Annotated in this window: 17 protein-coding genes, 1 tRNA gene and 1 pseudogene; 7 read left to right on the plus strand and 12 right to left on the minus strand. The window is 72.9% G+C overall.

Annotation, left to right across the window (positions count from 1 at the left end; genetic code table 11):
- Both ON36_RS28955 and ON36_RS28960 read right to left on the minus strand, forming a co-directional pair.
- Positions 1-916: lipase family protein (locus tag ON36_RS28955; protein WP_083885505.1), on the minus strand; the 916-nt coding region annotated here is incomplete at its 3' end.
- The gene (locus ON36_RS28960; RefSeq protein WP_043660371.1) at positions 897-2,057 is read right to left on the minus strand and encodes an esterase/lipase family protein; all 1,161 of its coding nucleotides are present in this window, start codon (positions 2,055-2,057) and stop codon (positions 897-899) included. The genes ON36_RS28955 and ON36_RS28960, both read right to left, overlap by 20 nt.
- Positions 2,058-2,275: 218 nt before the next feature.
- Here ON36_RS28960 and ON36_RS28965 point away from each other — a divergent pair, with 218 nt between their 5' ends.
- Positions 2,276-3,514 (plus strand): PucR family transcriptional regulator, encoded by a 1,239-nt coding sequence (locus ON36_RS28965; protein WP_043660372.1) that lies wholly within the window; start codon positions 2,276-2,278, stop codon positions 3,512-3,514.
- Between the two features lie 80 nt (positions 3,515-3,594).
- Here ON36_RS28965 and ON36_RS28970 read toward each other — a convergent pair.
- Both ON36_RS28970 and ON36_RS28975 read right to left on the minus strand, forming a co-directional pair.
- A pseudogene (locus tag ON36_RS28970) lies at positions 3,595-3,921 on the minus strand (transglycosylase family protein); the annotation flags it as partial.
- Between the two features lie 365 nt (positions 3,922-4,286).
- The gene (locus tag ON36_RS28975; protein WP_043660377.1) at positions 4,287-4,991 is read right to left on the minus strand and encodes a flavodoxin family protein; all 705 of its coding nucleotides are present in this window, start codon (positions 4,989-4,991) and stop codon (positions 4,287-4,289) included.
- A 176-nt stretch (positions 4,992-5,167) separates the two neighbouring features.
- Between ON36_RS28975 and ON36_RS28980 the strand changes: the two genes are divergently transcribed.
- Complete coding sequence (locus ON36_RS28980) at positions 5,168-5,890, plus strand: response regulator transcription factor (protein WP_085999714.1); 723 nt, start codon at positions 5,168-5,170, stop codon at positions 5,888-5,890.
- Between the two features lie 12 nt (positions 5,891-5,902).
- Here the strand turns inward: ON36_RS28980 and ON36_RS28985 are convergent, their stop codons facing one another.
- Entirely contained in the window at positions 5,903-6,544 is a 642-nt protein-coding gene (locus ON36_RS28985; RefSeq protein ID WP_043660380.1) for a sigma-70 family RNA polymerase sigma factor, read from the minus strand.
- A gap of 87 nt (positions 6,545-6,631) precedes the next feature.
- On the opposite strand from ON36_RS28985, the gene ON36_RS28990 reads away from it, so the two are divergent.
- Positions 6,632-7,156, plus strand: a complete 525-nt coding sequence (locus tag ON36_RS28990) for a DM13 domain-containing protein (RefSeq protein ID WP_043660382.1) — start codon at positions 6,632-6,634, stop codon at positions 7,154-7,156.
- 46 nt (positions 7,157-7,202) lie between these two features.
- On the opposite strand, the gene ON36_RS28995 is transcribed toward ON36_RS28990, so the two are convergent.
- The 3 genes from ON36_RS28995 to ON36_RS29005 all read right to left on the minus strand — a co-directional run bounded on the left by ON36_RS28995 (position 7,203) and on the right by ON36_RS29005 (position 9,340).
- Positions 7,203-7,436 carry a zf-HC2 domain-containing protein gene (locus ON36_RS28995; protein WP_043660385.1) on the minus strand — a complete coding sequence of 78 codons (234 nt, stop codon included), beginning with the start codon at positions 7,434-7,436 and terminating at the stop codon, positions 7,203-7,205.
- 108 nt (positions 7,437-7,544) lie between these two features.
- The gene (locus ON36_RS29000; RefSeq protein WP_043660388.1) at positions 7,545-8,177 is read right to left on the minus strand and encodes a response regulator; all 633 of its coding nucleotides are present in this window, start codon (positions 8,175-8,177) and stop codon (positions 7,545-7,547) included.
- Complete coding sequence (locus ON36_RS29005; RefSeq protein WP_043660391.1) at positions 8,174-9,340, minus strand: sensor histidine kinase; 1,167 nt, start codon at positions 9,338-9,340, stop codon at positions 8,174-8,176. Before ON36_RS29005 ends, ON36_RS29000 begins: the two co-directional genes overlap by 4 nt.
- A 212-nt stretch (positions 9,341-9,552) precedes the next feature.
- On the opposite strand from ON36_RS29005, the gene ON36_RS29010 reads away from it, so the two are divergent.
- Positions 9,553-10,110: a GlcG/HbpS family heme-binding protein gene (locus ON36_RS29010; protein WP_043660393.1), complete on the plus strand. Its 558-nt coding sequence runs from the start codon at positions 9,553-9,555 to the stop codon at positions 10,108-10,110.
- Positions 10,111-10,143: 33 nt separating this feature from the next.
- On the opposite strand, the gene ON36_RS29015 is transcribed toward ON36_RS29010, so the two are convergent.
- Entirely contained in the window at positions 10,144-11,097 is a 954-nt protein-coding gene (locus tag ON36_RS29015; RefSeq protein ID WP_043660394.1) for a DNA polymerase domain-containing protein, read from the minus strand.
- A 131-nt stretch (positions 11,098-11,228) separates the two neighbouring features.
- Between ON36_RS29015 and ON36_RS29020 the strand changes: the two genes are divergently transcribed.
- Positions 11,229-11,301, plus strand: a tRNA-Glu gene (locus ON36_RS29020).
- Positions 11,302-11,345: 44 nt separating this feature from the next.
- Here ON36_RS29020 and ON36_RS29025 read toward each other — a convergent pair.
- Both ON36_RS29025 and ON36_RS29030 read right to left on the minus strand, forming a co-directional pair.
- Entirely contained in the window at positions 11,346-11,678 is a 333-nt protein-coding gene (locus ON36_RS29025) for a hypothetical protein (protein WP_043660397.1), read from the minus strand.
- Between the two features lie 46 nt (positions 11,679-11,724).
- Positions 11,725-12,492, minus strand: a complete 768-nt coding sequence (locus ON36_RS29030; protein WP_052314464.1) for a glycoside hydrolase family 18 protein — start codon at positions 12,490-12,492, stop codon at positions 11,725-11,727.
- Between the two features lie 202 nt (positions 12,493-12,694).
- Between ON36_RS29030 and ON36_RS29035 the strand changes: the two genes are divergently transcribed.
- Positions 12,695-13,213, plus strand: a complete 519-nt coding sequence (locus tag ON36_RS29035; protein ID WP_218001247.1) for a L,D-transpeptidase — start codon at positions 12,695-12,697, stop codon at positions 13,211-13,213.
- A gap of 45 nt (positions 13,214-13,258) precedes the next feature.
- Here the strand turns inward: ON36_RS29035 and ON36_RS29040 are convergent, their stop codons facing one another.
- Entirely contained in the window at positions 13,259-13,930 is a 672-nt protein-coding gene (locus tag ON36_RS29040; protein WP_245558242.1) for a SanA/YdcF family protein, read from the minus strand.
- 145 nt (positions 13,931-14,075) lie between these two features.
- Here ON36_RS29040 and ON36_RS29045 point away from each other — a divergent pair.
- The coding region (locus tag ON36_RS29045; RefSeq protein ID WP_169334747.1) for an arabinosyltransferase domain-containing protein at positions 14,076-17,104 on the plus strand (3,029 nt) is incomplete at its 3' end.

Consider the following 17,104-nt stretch of genomic DNA (forward strand, 5'->3'; position numbering starts at 1 on the left):
TCATCCCCTCGGGCAGGTGCCGGGTGACGTCGCGGCGGGCGAACAGCCACAGCAGGGCGAAGGTGGTGCGCCGCTCGGCCAGGTCGAGCAGGTCGAGATAGCGCGCGTCGAGCCGTTCGGTGAGCATCGGCCCGAGCTCGGGGTAGGCGCGACGCAACCCGGCGACGAAGGCCGCCGGGAACCCGGCGAACCAGCCGCCGTTGAGCCGGGTGAAGGCCGCGGCGGGGTCGCCGATCGGGGAACCGGCCACCGCGCCGACGACGTTCAGTTCCGGCGCGTGATCCGCGGCGAGTTCGGCGGCCCAGGCCGTCGCCAGTCCCCCGCCCGAATACCCCCACAGCGCGACGGGCGCGTCCGCGCCGAGCCCGAGCGGCTGGTACGACAGCGCGGCACGCACCCCGTCCAGGGCGCGGTACCCCGGTTCGCGGGCCGCGCCGAACCGGCCGCCGAGCCCCTCGTGATCCGGGATCGACACCGCCCACCCCTGCTGCAGGGCCGTCGCCACGATGGGCAGTTCCAGCGGCGCGATCGACCCGGCGGTCCTCGCGCCGCGCCGCAGCGCGTAGGACGGAAAGCACTGCGGCGTCACGGCATCGATGGCGCACTGGAAGGAGACCAGCGGCCTGCTGTCGCGGGGGTCGGCGCCCCAGGGCAGCAGCACGGTCGTCACCGCGACCTCGGGCGCCCCGTCGAGGTCGGCCGTGCGGTAGAGCAGCTGCCAGGCCGAGATCCGTTGCGGCAGGACGCCGAACAGGGCGATCTGCACGGGCCGGGCCCGGACGACCGTCCCGGGCGCGAGCAGCTCGAACCCGGGATCGGCGCGGTAGAAGGGGTCGACGTCGGGCAGCAGCGGAGCGCGCGACGGCGCCGGGCCGGTGCCCAGGGTCGACGTCGGGTCACAGCTTTCCGCTGCCACCGACGAGCCAGGGGTTGAAAGTGCAGTCCAAGCCACGGCCGGCCTCCGGGTCGAGTGCCCGCAGCGCGATCGAGGCCGCGCGCGGGGAGTACATCAGGGTCATGTGATCGGACAGGTCCTGGTCGCAGCCGTCCTGCAGGGTGATGTTGGTGACCTTCGCGCCCTCGCCCGCGGTGAGGAAGGTCCAGTCGTAGGGGTTCATCACCTCGTCCCAGCGGGAACCGACGGCGGTGTAGTCGGTGCCCGGCACGGTGTCGCCACCGGCGTTGAGCGTGGTGTAGAAGGACGAGCCGGCGGCCTGCTCGATGTTGGCGACACCCACGATCGGCCGGGTGAAGCCGAGGATGTCGATGCCGAGGTTGTTGATGATCCGGCCGAGGGTGGCGATGCCCATGAGCGAGGTGCCGTGGTGGGTGGCGCCGAAGGTGATCAGCTTGCCGACCTTGCCCTGCAGCCCTTCGAATTTCAGCGCGTAGTTGGCCAGCGTGCCGCCCTGGGAATGGCCGATGATGTCGACCTGGTCGCTGCCGGTGGCGGCGCGCACCCGCTCGACGAACGCGGCGACCTGCTTCGCCGACTCGACCATCGGCCCGACCCCGTTGCGCCCCGGCAGGATCGCGCCGAGACCGCCGCCCTCGAGCAGGCCGGACTTGCCGTAGTTGAACGCGAACGCGCAGTACCCCTCCGCGGCCAGCTTCGGCGAGAGGAAGGAGAAGGTGTCGTAGGCGTTGAGCCAGGTGCCGTGCAGCAGCACGACCGGCCGCGGATGCTGGGCGCTCGGCGTGCAGTCCCAGCGGTTGGCGCCGGGCGGCGCGGCGTCGGGGTGGGTGAGGCTGTAGGCGAAGGCCGCCAGCGGGGCGGTCATCGCCGGTCCCTCGCCGACGGCGTCGGAGGAGCGGCTGGCCGCGGAGCCGGACGAGCTGCCCGAGGCGCTGCCGGTGTCGGCGATCGCGGTGGGCTTGCGGCCGTCGGGGGTGGTGTGCGCCTGGCTGTCGAGGAACGCGGCCATCGATTCGACCGTCGGTTCGAGCTGGACTTCGGCGGCCGAGGGGCCCGCGCCGAGCCCCGTCGCGGTGGCAAGGACAGCGGCGAGGCCGAGCCCGCACAGCGCGCGGCGCAGAGGATGCTTCGTTGCAATCATTGAGGTCACTTCCGTCTCCCGGCGCACCAGGATCGATGCGCCGTGCGTCACTCGACCGGTCCGGTCGGAAGGCGCTCAGCAAATCTATGACCCGCGCCACAGGGGTGTCACTGCACTCCGCGCCGAGAAAACGTCGCGGTGGTTGTCCCCGGAACCAAGATTTGTCCCTATCCCGCTGTGCGCTACCACGTCGCCCTGTCGTCGGACACAATCGCAGCATGCTCGCCGAACAACCGCTCTCCACCTCGTCCGGTCCGGCCCTGTCCACCCGCCTGCTGACCCGCTGGCCCCAGATCGCCGAACGCATGCTCGCCGACGGGCTCGGCAGCACCGCGCCCGCCGATCTGCCCGAGGGGCATTTCACCGCCGAGGTGCTGCCGACCATCTACGCGTGCGGCCGCGCCGTGCTCGAGGCGATCGGCGCCGAGCGCGAGTTCACCCGCACCGAGGTCGCGGCCTTCGTGGCGCCGGTGGCCGAGCGGCACGCCGAGGACCGGCTGCCGCTGACGATGCTGATCACCGCCATCCACGGGTCGGCGCAGTCGGTGCTGGCCGAGGCCGCCGCGCTGGCCGAGCCCGAGGAGACCGCGGAGCTGGTCAAGGTCGGCAGCCGCCTGCTCGACCTGCTGATGTACATCAACCTGACGGTGGTGGAGACCTACTCCGAGGTCGAGCAGTCGATCTATCACGCCGAGCGGGAGGCCCGCCGGGAGCTGTGCTCGGCGCTGGTGCGCGGCCTGCCCGCCGAGGAGCTCGCCGCGCGCGCCGACACGGTGCTGGCCGACCGCTACACGGTGCTGGCGATCCACCTGCGCGAGCAGACCCGGCACGGCAACGCCGTCAACCTGGTGGCCCGCCGCCGGGTGCGGGTGCTGCAACGGGCGCTCGACGAGCTCACCGGCACGACGACACCCGCGGCGTTCGACGGCGCGGACGGGGTGGCCCTGCTCGGCAACAGCGGCGAGGCCGTGTCGCCGAGCCGCTACGACGAGCTGGCCGAGTTCCTGACCAAGCAGTTCGGCGCGGAGGTCTTTCTCGCCGAATTCGCCGAGGTCGCGCGGGATTCCATTCCCGAGGTGGCGCGCGATGCCGCGGAACTGGCGACCCTGGCGCGGCTGCGCGGGCGTCCGGCCGGCTGTTACCGCCTCGACGATCTGCTGCTGGAATATCAGCTGACCCGGCCGGGCCCGGCCCGGGAACGCCTGGCGCAGCGCATCATCCCGCTACTGGCCAGCCCTCATCTGATCGAGGCGCTGGAGGCGCATCTGCAGCACGGCGCCGACCGCAAGACCGCGTCCAAACGAATTCACGTGCATCCCAACACGTTCACTTACCGGTTGCGGCGCATCGCCGAACTCACCGGACTCGATCCGTCGGATCCCAAGGATTCCCGCATGCTGGCGGCGGCGCTGACCGTGCACCGCCTGGATCCCGGTCCGCAATCGGCCGTGAGCTGATCCGGCCTCGGACACGAAAAAGCCCGTCGATTCCCGAGAGAATCGACGGGCCATTCGTTTTCCCGACAAGGAAAGAATTACAGGTACGCACCGCAGACGGGCCACGCACCGGCGCCCTGGCCGGCCAGGACGTTCTCGGCCACGCGGATCTGCTCCTCGCGGCTGGCGTAGGCGGCGTTGCCGCTGCCGCCGTAGGCCTCCCAGGTGCTCTGCGAGAACTGCAGGCCGCCGTAGTAGCCGTTACCGGTGTTGATGCCCCAGTTGCCGCCGCTCTCGCACTGCGCGACCGCATCCCAGTTGTTGGCGGAGGCGGTGGCGGTGGTCAGACCGGCCGGAACGGCGATCAGGGCGCCTGCGACAGCAGCGAAACCGAGGGCACGGGTGGTGAACTTGCGGTTGAAAGACATAGAGTATTCCTGCCTGCGCCCACCGACTCGGCGATCGAACAGCCGCGTCCCTGCCCCCAGTTCTGTCGGGGATCCTCGAACCGCGGGGCAGGCTTTCCTCGGGTGTTCAGCGATTCGATTCGGCTCGCTCGTCGTTCGAGCCGTGACCGAATGTAGCCCGAATGTCACGACAGATCACGTACCGATAACGGGCGAATTTGTCGCAGGTTATGTCCAAAGCGGCCGTCATCCGCACCGGTCATCGGCGAATTATCGGCAATTACACGCCTGTCGTTATAGGAAAGAAATGTGACCGGGCTCACGGGGAATTCGTGGGCCCGGTCACGTTTGTGTTCCGGCAATTCGGGCATCCGCGCCCGCGGGCGTTACCGGTATTCGGGGTTCTCGAACCCGAACCGGCACCCCGCGTCCCACTCCGATCGCTGGTTCCCGTGGGCCGGGACGCCCCCGGCGTCCTCGAGCAGCCGCGCCAGGTGCAGCAGATTCCAGGTCATGAAGGTGGTGTTGCGGTTGGTGAAGTCGTTCTCCGGGCCGCCGGAGCCCGGGTCCAGGTAGGACGGGCCGGGGCCCGCCTCGCCGATCCAGCCCGCGTCGGCCTGCGGCGGAATCGTGTACCCGAGGTGCTGGAGGCTGTAGAGGATGTTCATCGCGCAGTGCTTGACGCCGTCCTCGTTGCCGGTGATCAGCGCGCCGCCGACCTTCCCGTAATAGGCGTACTGACCGGCCTCGTTGAGGATGTGGGAGTTGCCGTAGAGGCGCTCGATGACCTGCTTGGTGACCGAACTGTTGTCGCCGAGCCAGATGGGCCCGGCCACGACCAGGATGTCGGCGGCCATCACCTGCTCCTGGATGGCGGGCCAGGCGTCGGTGGCCCAGCCGTGCTCGGTCATGTCCGGCCACACGCCGGTGGCGATGTCGTGGTCGACGGGCCTGATGTGGGTGACCCGCACCCCGTTCCCGGCCATGATGCGGGCGCTGACATCGATCAGGCCGCGGGTGTTGCTCGGTTCGGGGGAGCGCTTGAGGGTGCAGTTGAGGAACAGGGCGGACAGATCGTCGTAGGTGGTCATGGGCGGTGGCCTTCCGGTCGGGGGCGCGCGGTCGCGTCGAACGTGATTCGGTGCCGCGAGCGGGCCCGGCGTTACCGCGTGGCCGGATCTCGCCGCCGCGGTGTAACGGACGCGCCGGGTAGGGCACTGAGCCGGGCCCGGTATCCGGCCGGGACCCTCGCCCTCCAGGAGATCGTGTGCCCCGCTCCGTGTCCCCCGGCGCGACCGTTCTGGTCGCCGCCGCCGATCCCCTCCTCCGTGACGCGGTGCGCAGGCATCTCGCCCGCGCGGGTCACCGCGTCCTCGTCGCCGCGGACGGCGCGGCGGTGCTCGACCTGACGGCCGCGCCCGACGCGGCGGACCCCGTCGACCTGGCCGTCCTCGCCGCCGAACTGCCCGACGTGGACGGCGTCACGGCGTGCCGGATCCTGCGCGCCCGCGACCGGGCCCAGGTCCCGCTCGTGCTGCTCACCGGCGGCGCGGACGAGGATCGGATCGCCGCCCTCGACGCCGGGGCCGACGACGCGCTCAGCGTGCCGTTCGACCCCCGGGAACTGACGCTGCGGGTCGCCGCCGTCCTGCGGCGCGCGCGCTGGTGGCCCCGCCCCGACGACGAGGTGCTGGCCGACGGCCCGCTGCGGGTCCACCCGCGCTCCCAGCGCGTCGACATCGACGGCGCCGAGGTCGACCTGACGCCACGGGAGTTCGCGCTGCTGGCGTTCCTGCTGCGCCACCGCGGCCGGGTCTTCGGCCGCGAGGAACTGCTCGAGCGGGTGTGGGGCTGGCAGGTCGGCGACCTGTCCACGGTGACCGTGCACGTCAAGCGGTTGCGCGCCAAGCTCGGCCCCCACCACCGCATCGACACCCTGTGGGGTCGCGGGTACGCCTGGGATCGCGCGGCCGAGGCGGCCGCGGGCTGAGGCCGGCGGCGCTCAGTCGGCGGCGAAGTACTCCTCCAGCGCCGCCCGCACGGTGGAGCGGGCCCGGTGCAGCAGGACCCGCTGGTTGCCCGCCGACACCTCGAGCATCGCGCACACCTCGTCGGCGGAGTAGCCCTCGATGTCGCGCAGGGTCAGCACGGCGCGCTGACGGGCGGGCAGCGCGGCGACCGCCGCGGCGAGGACCCGGCCGGTCTCGGCCTGCTCGGCGGCGGACCCGGGCTCGGGCCAGGGCTGGGGTTTGCCGCCCGCCACCCAGTGGCCCGGGTAGGGATCGCCGGGCGGCCGGAACCGGGCCGGGTCCACCGACGGCCCCTCGTCCTCGGCGATCAGCACCGCGAACGGCACGATCCGGTGCTCCTTGACCCCGCGCTTCTTGGCCAGGTTGACCAGGATCCGGTACACCCAGGTCTTGAGCGAGGACCGCCCCTCGAACCGGTCGATGCCCTGCAGTACCGCCAGCCACGCCTCCTGCACGACCTCCTCGGCGGAGGCGTGCGTGGACACGAACGACCGCGCCAGCCGCAGCATCGAGCCCGACCACGCGTCGACCACGAGCGCGAAGCTCGATTCGACACCGTTGCGCAGGTCGGCGACCAGGATGTCGTCCGCGGGGAGCGCACTGTCGGGCCGCACTGGTTCTCCTCGCCGTGTCCGGGCTGACCGGTCAGCAGATTACCCGGACCGGTGTAACGCCCGCGGCCCGGACGGAACCGAGTCGTCATGAAGCCTCGCACTTTCCGGTCCCGGCGGCGCCCGGTGCTGCTGACCGTCGCCGCCGTTCTCGTGGTCGCCCTGGCGTTCGGCCTGTACCTGTTCCAGCCGTGGCGGCTGTTCACCACCACCCGCGTCGACGAGCCGCCCGTGGCCACGGCCACCGCGCCCGCGCCGGGCGCGACGGCGGCGCCCGCGCTGCCCTCCGGCACGTTCGTCTCCCACGAGCACGAGACGAGCGGCGCGGTGACCATCCAGCGGGCAGCCACGGGCGGCTACGTCCTGCGGATCACCGACCTGCGCACCTCCGACGGCCCCGCGCTGCACGTCTACCTGTCCGATCAGCCGGTGCTCGCCGACGACTGGCACAACGCCGACGACGGGCGGTACCTCGATCTGGGACGGCTCAAAGGCAACGAGGGCAACCAGAACTACGAGATCCCGCTCGGCACCGACCCGTCCGAGTGGGCCTCGGTGAGCATCTGGTGCGCCCGCTTCCACGTGTCCTTCGGGGCCGCGGCGCTGCGCGCCTGAGGCTTTCGCCGGTGGGGTCGCCGTTCGCGGCGACCCCACCGTGGCGTCAGGGCGCCGAGTGCCAGTCGCGGAAGGCGGCGAGCAGGTTGTCGCGGGCGGCCGGAGCGAGATCGGCGGGCGCGAGGCCGCCGAGGTCACGGGTGGTGCGCCGGATCTGGTCGAGGTAGACGTCGCAGCCGTCGCAGGCGGCGATGTGGGCGAGGAAACGGTCCTCGGTCGCGTCGTCGAGCGCTCCGTCGAGGAAGGCGGTGACCAACTCGACGAATTCGTCACAGTCCATGTTCCGGGATTGCCTCTCCGCGGGCCGTGCCCGCGCTCGACGTCTTCGCGGTGCCCAGCATATCGGCCGCGGGTCACCGGTTGTCCCGTCCCGCGTCGGGCCCGGACGTTACGCGAGCAGGCGTTTCTCCTGGGCGACGGCGACGGCCGCCGCGCGGGTGTCGACGCCGAGCTTGTCGTAGATCCGGCCGAGATGGGTTTTCACGGTGGCCTCGCTGATGTGCAGGGCGCGGGCGATCTCGCGGTTGCCCTTGCCCTGGGCGAGCTGGGCGAGGATGTCGTGCTCGCGGGCGGTGAGCGTGGGCCCCGGGTTGCGCAGGCGGGCCATGACCCGGTCGGCGACCGGGGCCGACAGGGCGGTGCGGCCCGCCGCGGCGGCGTGGATGGCGGCGAAGAGTTCCTCCGGCGGGTCGGCCTTGAGCAGGTAGCCGGTGGCGCCGGACTCGATGGCGCGGGTGATGTCGGCGTCGGTGTCGTAGGTGGTGAGGACGAGCACCCGCGGCGCGGGCGCGGGTCCGGCGGTGATGCGGCGGGTCGCCTCGATGCCGTCCATGGCGCCGCCCAGTTGCAGGTCCATGAGCACGACGTCGGGTCGCAGATTCGCGGCGAGGGTGACCGCGGCGGGGCCGTCGGCGGCTTCGCCGAGCACCTCGATGTCGCCCGCGCTGGACAGCAGCGCGCGCAGTCCGGCCCGGACGACCGCGTGGTCGTCGCACAACAGCAGGCGCACAGGCGGATTCACGGAACCTCCAGGGGGAAGGCGACGGAGAGCACGGTGCCCTCGCCGGGTGCGGATTCCAGGGTGAGGGTGCCGCCGAGCTGGCGGACCCGGGCCCGCGCGGCGGGCAGGCCGTGCCCGTGGTCGGCGCTCGGCGGCCCGACCAGGGCGGGGTCGAAGCCGCGGCCGTCGTCGGCGACGTCGAGCAGGACCTGGTCGCCCAGGTAGGTGAGGGTGAGCGTGGCGTGCGCCGCGGCGGCGTGCTCGCGGACGTTGGCCAGGGCGCCCTGCGCGATCCGCAGCAGGGTGCCCTCGACCCGCTGCGGCAGCGGCGCCGGTGTCCCCTCGATGTGGCAACGCACCGCGAGACCGTCACCGCTGTCGCGCTCGGCCAGGGTGGCGAGGGCCGCGGCGAGGGAACCGCTCTCGGCGAGGTCGGCGGGGGCCAGGTCGTGCACGAAGCGGCGGGCCTCGGCCAGGTCGCGGTCGGCGATGTCCGCGGCGGTGCGCACATGCTCGCGGGCGGCGCCGGGGTCGCTGTCCCAGACCCGGTCGGCGGCCTGCAGCAGCATGCGCTGGCTCGACAGGCCCTGGGCGAGGGTGTCGTGGATCTCCATCGCCAGGCGTTGCCGCTCGGCGAGGGTGCCCTCGCGGCGTTCGGTCGCGGCCAGGTCGGCGCGCGTGCGGACCAGGTCGTCGATGAGCGCGGCCTGCCGTTCGGTCTGGCGCCGCAGACCGAGGAACAGCGCGGTGGTGACGGCGGCGACGGCGGGCGGGGCGAGCACCAGATTCGGGTCGGCCCATCCGGCCAGCCGCACCTGGGTGACCACCACCAGCGCGGTGAGCACGACGACCAGCGCGATCGCCACCCGCTCGGACAGGATCCGCAGCCCCGTGTACACCAGCGGCACCGCGCACCAGGCGAAGCTCGGCGCCAGCACGACCAGCACGACCCAGGCCCCGACCAGCAGCGCGAACCACTCGACGCGGTGCGACCCGCGCAGCTCGCTGACGGCGTAGAGCACCGCGAGCAGCACCGACAACCCGACGACCCACGGCGTGCGGGGGGTGTCGGCGTGGCGGAGGAGGAACCGCAGAAGCGAGGCGGCCAGCAGCACGTAGAACGCGCAGTGCACGACGACGCCGAGCAACCGGTCCTCGCCGGGCCGGACGCTGTGCTCGGTCACCGCATCGCTCCTCGTCGTCGGGGGCTTCCCGCCCATTCTTCCCGGTCGGTCCCGCCACCGTATCGACCGATCGGTTGACCCCCGCCTCCCCCGCTCCGCCCGCCGAAACCAGCCACGACGCCGATCCGGCGGACCCGCGGGCCGACGCACGATGAGTACATCAGGCCGCGGCGACCGCCGGCGGGCCGAGAATCCCTCGACAGGAGCACCCGATGTCCCAGCGCAACACCCGTCACCGTCTCGTCGTCGCCGGCGCGGCCGCCGCCGTGATCACCGCGGGCGTGGTCGGCGTGGTCACCGTGCAGGCCCAGAGCCCCGACCCCGCGACCCGGACCAACGTCGTGGTGAACGCCGCGGACGCGAACGTGATGCAGACCTCGCACCTGACCGTGGCGGCCGCGACCCGCGCCGCGCAGGCCGCCCTGGCCGCCGCGGCGGGCGAGAACCAGCACGTCTCCGTCGCGGTGGTCGATCGCGACGGCACCGTCATCGTCGCGTTGCGCGGCGACGGCGCGGGCCCGCAGTCCCCCGACTCCGCCGAGCGCAAGGCGTTCACCGCCGTGTCGTGGAACGCCCCGACCTCCGACCTCACCAAGCGCCTGGAATCCGCCCCGCACCTGGCCGACATCGAAGGGACGTTGTTCCTCGGCGGCGGCGCCCCGGTCACCGCCGGGGGCGCACCGATCGCAGGCATCGGCGTCGCGGGCGCCCCCAGCGGCGACCTCGACGAGAAGTTCGCCAAGGCAGGCGTCGAGGCGCTGGCCGAGTAGGCCAACGGATCCCGCGGGCCCGGCATCGCCGGGTCAGCGCTCCCGTTTCGCGCGCGCCCGGCGTTTGCCCTCGTGCATCGCCTGCACCCGCGCCACCGGGATCGTGTGTCCCTCCTCGACCAGGTCCGCCGGAAGCTGCTGCGGCTCGGGCATCTCGGACTGCCAGGGATCGCCGTCGCCGAGCAGATCCGGCACCGTGCGCACCGTGAAATCGGCGGGCGTCACGTCGTCCAGATCCGACCACCGCACCGGGAACGACACCGTGACCCCCGGCCGGATCCGCGGACTGTAGGCCGCCGCCACCGTGGCGCCGCCCGCCCGCGTCGCGTCGAGGAACACCTTGCCGTGCCGGTCCTCCCGGATGAACGCCGTCGTCCCCACCGACGGATCGATCCGCTCCGCGCGCGCCGCGACCGCCCGCGTCGCCGCGGCCGCGTCCTCCACATCGATGCCCGCCGCCACCGGAACGAACACGTGCACGCCCTTGGACCCACTCGTCTTCACCGCCCCCGCCAGCCCGTCCGCCGCCAGCGCCTCCCGGATCAGCCGGGCACCCGCCACCGCGTCCGCGAATCCCTGCCCCGGCGACGGATCGAGATCGAGCACCAGATGCGTGGGCGCCGGCGCCGACTCCGCCAGGAACAACGTCGCGTGATACTCGACCGCCCGCTGATTGCCGAACCAGATCAGCGTGCGCAGGTCGTCGCAGAGCGCGTAGGTGATCTCCCGCCGCGAACTCTCCGCCCACACCGTCGTCCTGGCCACCCACTCCGGGGTGTACTTGGGCAGATTCTTCTGCATGAAGGGTTCCTGCCCCGGCCGCACCCGGACCACCGACAGCGGCCGCCCGCGCACCACCCGCAGCAGCCGCTCCCCGGCGAACTCGAGGTAGTCGACCAGGTCCCGCTTGGTCGCCTCGGCACCGTCGAACAACGGCTGATCGAGATTGGACAGATCGACCCCGTGACGCTGCTCGCCTCCCGCCATCACACCACCCTCCCCCGCCGCCCGCGGCGCGTCAATGACCACTGACCGCCCGCGACCACCCGTTTTGGTCGAACGGCACCCGGTCGGCTATCGTATGTCCTGCGCGGTTCACGCAAGTGAGCAGCGGTTCTGGCCCCGTCGTCTAGCGGCCTAGGACGCCGCCCTCTCAAGGCGGTAGCGCGGGTTCAAATCCCGTCGGGGCTACAAGGAATCCCCCGGTCGTTCGCGGCCGGGGGATTTTTCGTCGTCTACAGGCCGGTGGACAGGACGACCACGACCTTGTCGGCGGTGACCTCCTGGACGCGGACCTGCGTGTTGCCCGAGGCCTCGGTCTGGCCCACCGGCACGACGAGGTCCTGGCCCGCCACCCGCAGGGTGACGTTGTCGCCGTCGACCGCACGGAGTTCGGCGTCGACGCCGAGCACGTTCGCCTTGGCCTCGACGCCGCGATCGAAGGTGATGGTGCAGCCCGAGGCGGTGCATTCGGTGCGGGTGCCCTGGCCCTCGATGGTGCAGGCGGCGGCGCCGAGCACGACGGCGGCGGCGAGAACGGGCGTGGCGATCAGCCGTCGGATGTTCATGCGGCCAGTGTAGGGAATTGTCCGATTTCGTCCGGGGTTTCGCAGGTCAGCGACGTTCGCCCCAGCCCGCGCGATAGTCGGCCCAGTCCCGGGGGGTGGCGGCGAAATCGACATAGAGCGCGACGCCGAAGCGGGGGCGCCCGGGCCCGGCCCGGTGCAGTCCGGCGCGCACGCCCTCGAGCGCGGTGGCGACCGTCTCGGTGTCGCCGTCGTGGCCCGCGTCGTCGGCCCGGAACGCGGGCGCGCCCATCAGCAGGTCGACGGCATCCGGGGTGACCGCGAGGGCGAGTTCGGTCTGCTGGGCGACATAGCCCCGATACAGCGGGCGCCACGGCATGGCCGTGTCGTAGGACATCACCGCCACCTGGTCCACCCGGCGCGCCACCTCGGCGAAATAGCGCTGCGCCCACCACTTCCCGTGATCGGCGAGCGCGATGCCGACGCCGTGCAGGCCGGGCAGCGGATCGATGACCGGCGCCGACGCCGACAGGACGGCCCCGCGCGCGGCGGTCATCGCGCGGGTTTCCGTCAGCAGCGCGAGGAAGCCGGGCGAGCCGGAGCGGATCGGTTCGAGGTCGTAGTGGACCCCGTCGAAGCCGAGGTCGAGTACCCGGCCCGCGGAGGCGAGCACGCGGTCACGCGCGGCCGGGTCCTCCACGTCGAGCCCGTCGAACTCGGGCGCGACCACGTCGCCGAGCCAGGACTGCACCCGCACCCCGGGCAGCCGCCCGTGCACGGCGTCGGTGAACCAGCGCGCCCGGGGAGACAACTCCGCGGGCAGGGTGCCGTCGTGCTCGAGGGGGCCGGTGTGCACGTAGAGGTCCCGGTACCCGTCCCGACTCCCCCGTCACGCCCCCAACCTAGTGGGTGCGGCGGAAACCCGATCTTGCTCCGGAACAGGACATACAGGAAGATCACAGGATCTCTACGAAGTCCGAGGCTCGTGTCGTTCGAATTACCCGCTCGTCCGGGATGCGTGCTACCCGGCAGGCGGCTGTCGAGAGAGGCAAGTAGCTGTGAGCAGTAGTCGTACAACGCGGTGGACCGCGCGGATCGCGGCGGGGGCGGCGGCGCTGGCCGTGGCCGCGCTGGCACCGGCGGGTGTGCAGGCCGAGCCGCTGTGGCCCGGCGGACCGGATATCCCGGGCGTGCCCGCGATCGTGCCCGCGCCCGCCCCGGAACCGGTGGTCGCGCCGTGCGGGGAGACCGCACGGGCGTGCCTGCGGTTGTCCACCAACGAGGGCTGGCTGATGGAGAACGGGAAGGTCGTCTACGGGCCGACCCCGATCTCCCACGGCAGGCCGGGATACGAATCCCACACCGGCGTGTTCAAGGTGTTCCTGAAGAAGCCGTTCCACTGGAGCACCATGCACAACGCCCCGATGGAGTACGCGGTGTTCTTCGACGGGGACATCGCCTTCCACATCGGCCCGATCGAGGAACAATCGCACGGCTGCATCCGGATGACCCCGGACGGCGCGCGCGCGTTCTTCGACCACCTCGAGGTCGGCGACGTGGTCGAAGTCGTTCGCTGACCGTTCCGGCCGCCGCCCCCGGTGTCCTTCCGGGGGCGGCGCCGCTCATTCGGCGCGCCAGAGATCCCAGACCGCCTTCGGCGCGGCCAGCCACTCCCGGATGTTGTTGCGCGCCACCGTCATCGGGCGGCAGTCGCACGGCGCTTCGACACCGTCGGCGTCGATGCCCGCGCCCCGGCACAGCGCCACCGCGCGCGGCAGATGCTGGGCCTGGGTGGTGATGATGGCCCGTTCGATCCCGAACTGCTGCCGGGCCCGCGCGCAGGTCTCCCAGGTGGACAGCCCCGCGCCGTCGGCGCGGATCACGGCCGGATCGACGCCGTGGTCGACCAGATAGCGCGTCATGGCGGCGATCTCGTCCCCCGAGGACCCGCCCGCGTCGCCCGAGACCAGGACCTCGCTCACCTTGCCCGCGGCGAGCAGTTCCCGCGCGGCGTCGAGCCTGCCCCGCAGGTAGGCCATGGGTGTGCCGTCCTCGGCGACCTTCGCGCCCGGCACGATCACCACCGGCGCGCCCGGCGCGAACACGGCCAGGTGCCGGTGGCCGGTGGAGTCGTACCAGAGCCAGGCATTCGCCGCCGCGACCACGACGACCGCGCCGGTCACGAGGCTGAGCCCGAACCCGAACACCCGCGCGATCCGGCCCTTTCGCGGTTTCGCTTCGAGCCGTTCGGCTAGCTCCCGGCGGCTCAGCCTGCGTCGCGACCTGCCCGTCACATCGACTCCTCTCGCGAACCGCCCACCCTGTCGTGCGACACCGTACCGGTGCGACCCCGCCGGCCCGCACCGCCGGGCGCGCGTCGGACGAGGTCGTCACCCGAGGCCCGCCGGTCGCGGCGGCGAGTCGCTAGCATCGACCTTCGTGCGAGCAGATTCCACCGGCCCGGCCCGGCTCCGACTGATCGCCGCTTTCTCGGGGGTGCTCGGGGTGCTGCTTGCGGTGGCGACCCCTTTTCTTCCGGTGCGGCAGCATGCGGTGAGCCTGGATTGGCCACAGCCCCAGTCCCTTCAGCTCACCGCGCCGCTGGTGCACTACGCCCCGCTGTCGCTGGACGTGACCGTCCCGTGCGCGACCCTGCGCGAGATCCCCGGCGGCACCGTGGTGTCGACGGTGCCGCCGCAGGCCCCGGGCGCCGCCGAGCAGGGACTGGTCGTCCGCGTGGACGACCGGGCGCAGCCCGGCCGCACGCTCGTCGTCTCGCTGCGCGGCGCGGCGGTCCTGACCGCGCCCCTGGCGGAGACCGCCGGCGCGCCGACGGGGGCGGTCCCGGGCCACGGCGGACCGCCACCGGGCACACCGCAACCGCCCTCGGGGGCGGCCCGACCCGCGGGCCCGGCCGAACCGCCGGCGGACGGGTCCGCGGCCGCGCCGGCTGATCCCGGTGCGGGGCAGGCGGGTTCGCCTGCCTGCGGCCTCACGGTGCGGTCGACCGCGGATCGGACCGTCGTGGACCTGGCCGGGGCGACGCGACCGGACGGGAGCCCCTACCGCGCGGTGGTCGAGGGCGATCAGCGGCCGCAGGTGGTCGGCGTGTACACGGATCTGGATCGCGGGCACGTCGGGGAGGCCCGGCTGCACGCGGCGATCGATACGCGGTTCGCGACCTCGCCGAGCGCGTGGAAACTCGCCGCGATCGCGGGCGCCGTGCTGTGCGCCGTCGTGGCGTCGACGTGTCTGTTCCTGCTCGATCGCGCGGATCGCGGGCGGACGCTGCGGCTGTTGCCCGTCGGGTGGTGGCGTCCGCGCGGCACCGACGCGGTGGTCGCCTTCGTCCTGCTGCTCTGGTACGTGGTGGGCGCCAACACGTCCGACGACGGCTACATCCTCACCATGGCGCGCTCCTCGCACGAGGCCGGGTACACCGCGAACTTCTACCGCTGGTTCCAGGTCGCCGAGGCGCCGTTCGGCTGGCCGTACGAACTGATCGCGCAGATGAGCAAGCTCGGCGAGGCGAGCCTGTGGCTGCGCCTGCCGTCGCTGCTGACGGGGCTGCTGTGCTGGCTGGTGCTCAGCCGCGCGGTCCTGCCGCGGCTCGGCGCGCGGGTCGGGTTGCGCGCCCTGACCCGCTGGGCGGCCGCCCTGATGTTCCTGGCCGTGTGGCTGCCCTTCGACAACGGTCTGCGCCCGGAGCCGATCATCGCGCTCGGTGTCCTGCTGACCTGGTGCGCGATGGAACGCGCCGTCGCCACGCGCCGCATCCTGCCCGCCGCCCTGGCGGCGCTGATCGCGTCCTTCGCGCTCGCCGCGGGTCCCAGCGGATTGATCTGTCTCGCACCGCTGCTCGCCGGCGCCCGGCACGTCTGGCGCGCGGTGGTCGACCGTGCCGAGCGGACGCTGGGCCCCGAGTGGACCAGCACGGCGCGGGTCACGGGCTCCGGTACATCGGCCGCAGGGGAACCGGCCGATACCCGTGCCCCGTTCGTGCGGCGCATGCTGCTGTGCCTGCTCGGTTTCGGCGCGTCGCTCGCCCCGATCGCCGCGGCGGGCACGCTGGTGCTCGTCGTGGTCTATGCCGACCAGACCTGGGCGACGGTGGCCGAGGCGGTGCGCGTGCGGCAGCTGATCGGGCCGGACATGACCTGGTCCGACGAGCCGACCCGCTGGGAATCGCTGATCTCGCTGACGCCGGACGGGTCGCTGTCGCGGCGGTTCGGCATCCTGGCGATGCTGCTGTGCCTGGTGGTGTGCGTGCTGATCGCCCTGCGGCGGGGCGGGCGCATCCCGTTCACCGCGCGCGGCCCGGTAGCACGGCTGCTCGCCGTGGTCGTGATGTCGCTGCTGCTCATAGCCTTCACGCCGACCAAGTGGACCCATCACCTGGGCGTGTACGCGGGCCTGGCCGCCGCGCTGGCGGCGGTGACCGCGCTGGCGGTCAGCCCGGCGGTGACGCGGCCGCGCTACTACCGCACCGCGTTCGGCGCCGCCGTGCTCGCCCTGCTCGCCTATTGCTGCACCGGCTCCAACGGCTGGTGGTACGTGTCCGGCTACGGCGTCACCTGGCCCGATCGCGCCCCGGCCGTGGGCGACGTTCCGGTCTCGACGATCCTGCTGCTCGCCGCGGGGCTCTGCGCGCTGGTCGCCGGTTGGCAGTATCTGACCGCGCCGCAACGCGATCCGGACGACCCGGCCCGCGCGGCCGTCGGCCCGAGCACCCTGCCGCCGCGCGCCCGCGGCGTGCGCACGCTCGCGCCACGGCGTCCGGTGAACGCCCTGGTGGTCGCGGCGGCGGCGATGGTGGTCTTCCAGGTCGTCTCCCAGCTGACGGCCGCGTGGTCGCAATACCCGGCCTATTCGGTCGCCCTCGGCAACCTCCGTTCGCTCGGCGGCGACGCGTGCGCCCTCGGCGACGACGTCCTCGTCGAACGCGACACCGCCGACTCCCTCCTGCTCCCCGTCACCGGCTCCGCCGCCGACGGGTTGTCCGCCGAGAACACCGGTTTCACCCCGAACGGCGTCGGCAGCCTCGCCCCCGACCCCGGCCCGGCCGGTATGCAGTCCGGCCCACCGTCCGGCAGCGGCCCGGGCGGATCCGCCCCGAACGGTGGTGGCGCACCGGGGGGTTCCGGCCCGAACGGTGGTGGCGCACCGGGCGGTTCTTCCCCGAACAACGGCGGTGCACCAAGCGGTTCGCCCGCGCCGGGCGGAGCAGGCGCACCGGGCGGAACGAGCGCGCCGAACGGCACCGGCACCCAGAGCGGCGCGCCAACCCCCGGCAGCGGCGCGCCCGCCGGAACAACCGGACCCGGCACCCTCGGCGGAACGGCCGCGCCCGGCACCGGCGGCACACCCGGTGGTGCGGCCGCACCGGGCGGCTCGGCCGCACCCGGCGGCTCGGCGGCACCCGGCGGAGCTCCGGGCGTCCCGGCCGCACCTGGGAGCGGCAACGCGCC

The sequence above is a fragment of the Nocardia thailandica NBRC 100428 genome (assembly GCF_000308795.1).
GTDB lineage: Bacteria > Actinomycetota > Actinomycetes > Mycobacteriales > Mycobacteriaceae > Nocardia > Nocardia thailandica.

What these genes read in the sequence shown, in the direction of transcription:
- ON36_RS28960 (WP_043660371.1), bottom strand. Translation starts at nt 2,057, where the DNA reads ATGATTGCAACGAAGCATCCTCTGCGCCGCGCGCTGTGCGGGCTCGGC.
- ON36_RS28965 (WP_043660372.1), top strand. Translation starts at nt 2,276, where the DNA reads ATGCTCGCCGAACAACCGCTCTCCACCTCGTCCGGTCCGGCCCTGTCC.
- ON36_RS28975 (WP_043660377.1), bottom strand. Translation starts at nt 4,991, where the DNA reads ATGACCACCTACGACGATCTGTCCGCCCTGTTCCTCAACTGCACCCTC.
- ON36_RS28990 (WP_043660382.1), top strand. Translation starts at nt 6,632, where the DNA reads ATGAAGCCTCGCACTTTCCGGTCCCGGCGGCGCCCGGTGCTGCTGACC.
- ON36_RS28995 (WP_043660385.1), bottom strand. Translation starts at nt 7,436, where the DNA reads ATGGACTGTGACGAATTCGTCGAGTTGGTCACCGCCTTCCTCGACGGA.
- ON36_RS29010 (WP_043660393.1), top strand. Translation starts at nt 9,553, where the DNA reads ATGTCCCAGCGCAACACCCGTCACCGTCTCGTCGTCGCCGGCGCGGCC.
- ON36_RS29015 (WP_043660394.1), bottom strand. Translation starts at nt 11,097, where the DNA reads ATGGCGGGAGGCGAGCAGCGTCACGGGGTCGATCTGTCCAATCTCGAT.
- ON36_RS29025 (WP_043660397.1), bottom strand. Translation starts at nt 11,678, where the DNA reads ATGAACATCCGACGGCTGATCGCCACGCCCGTTCTCGCCGCCGCCGTC.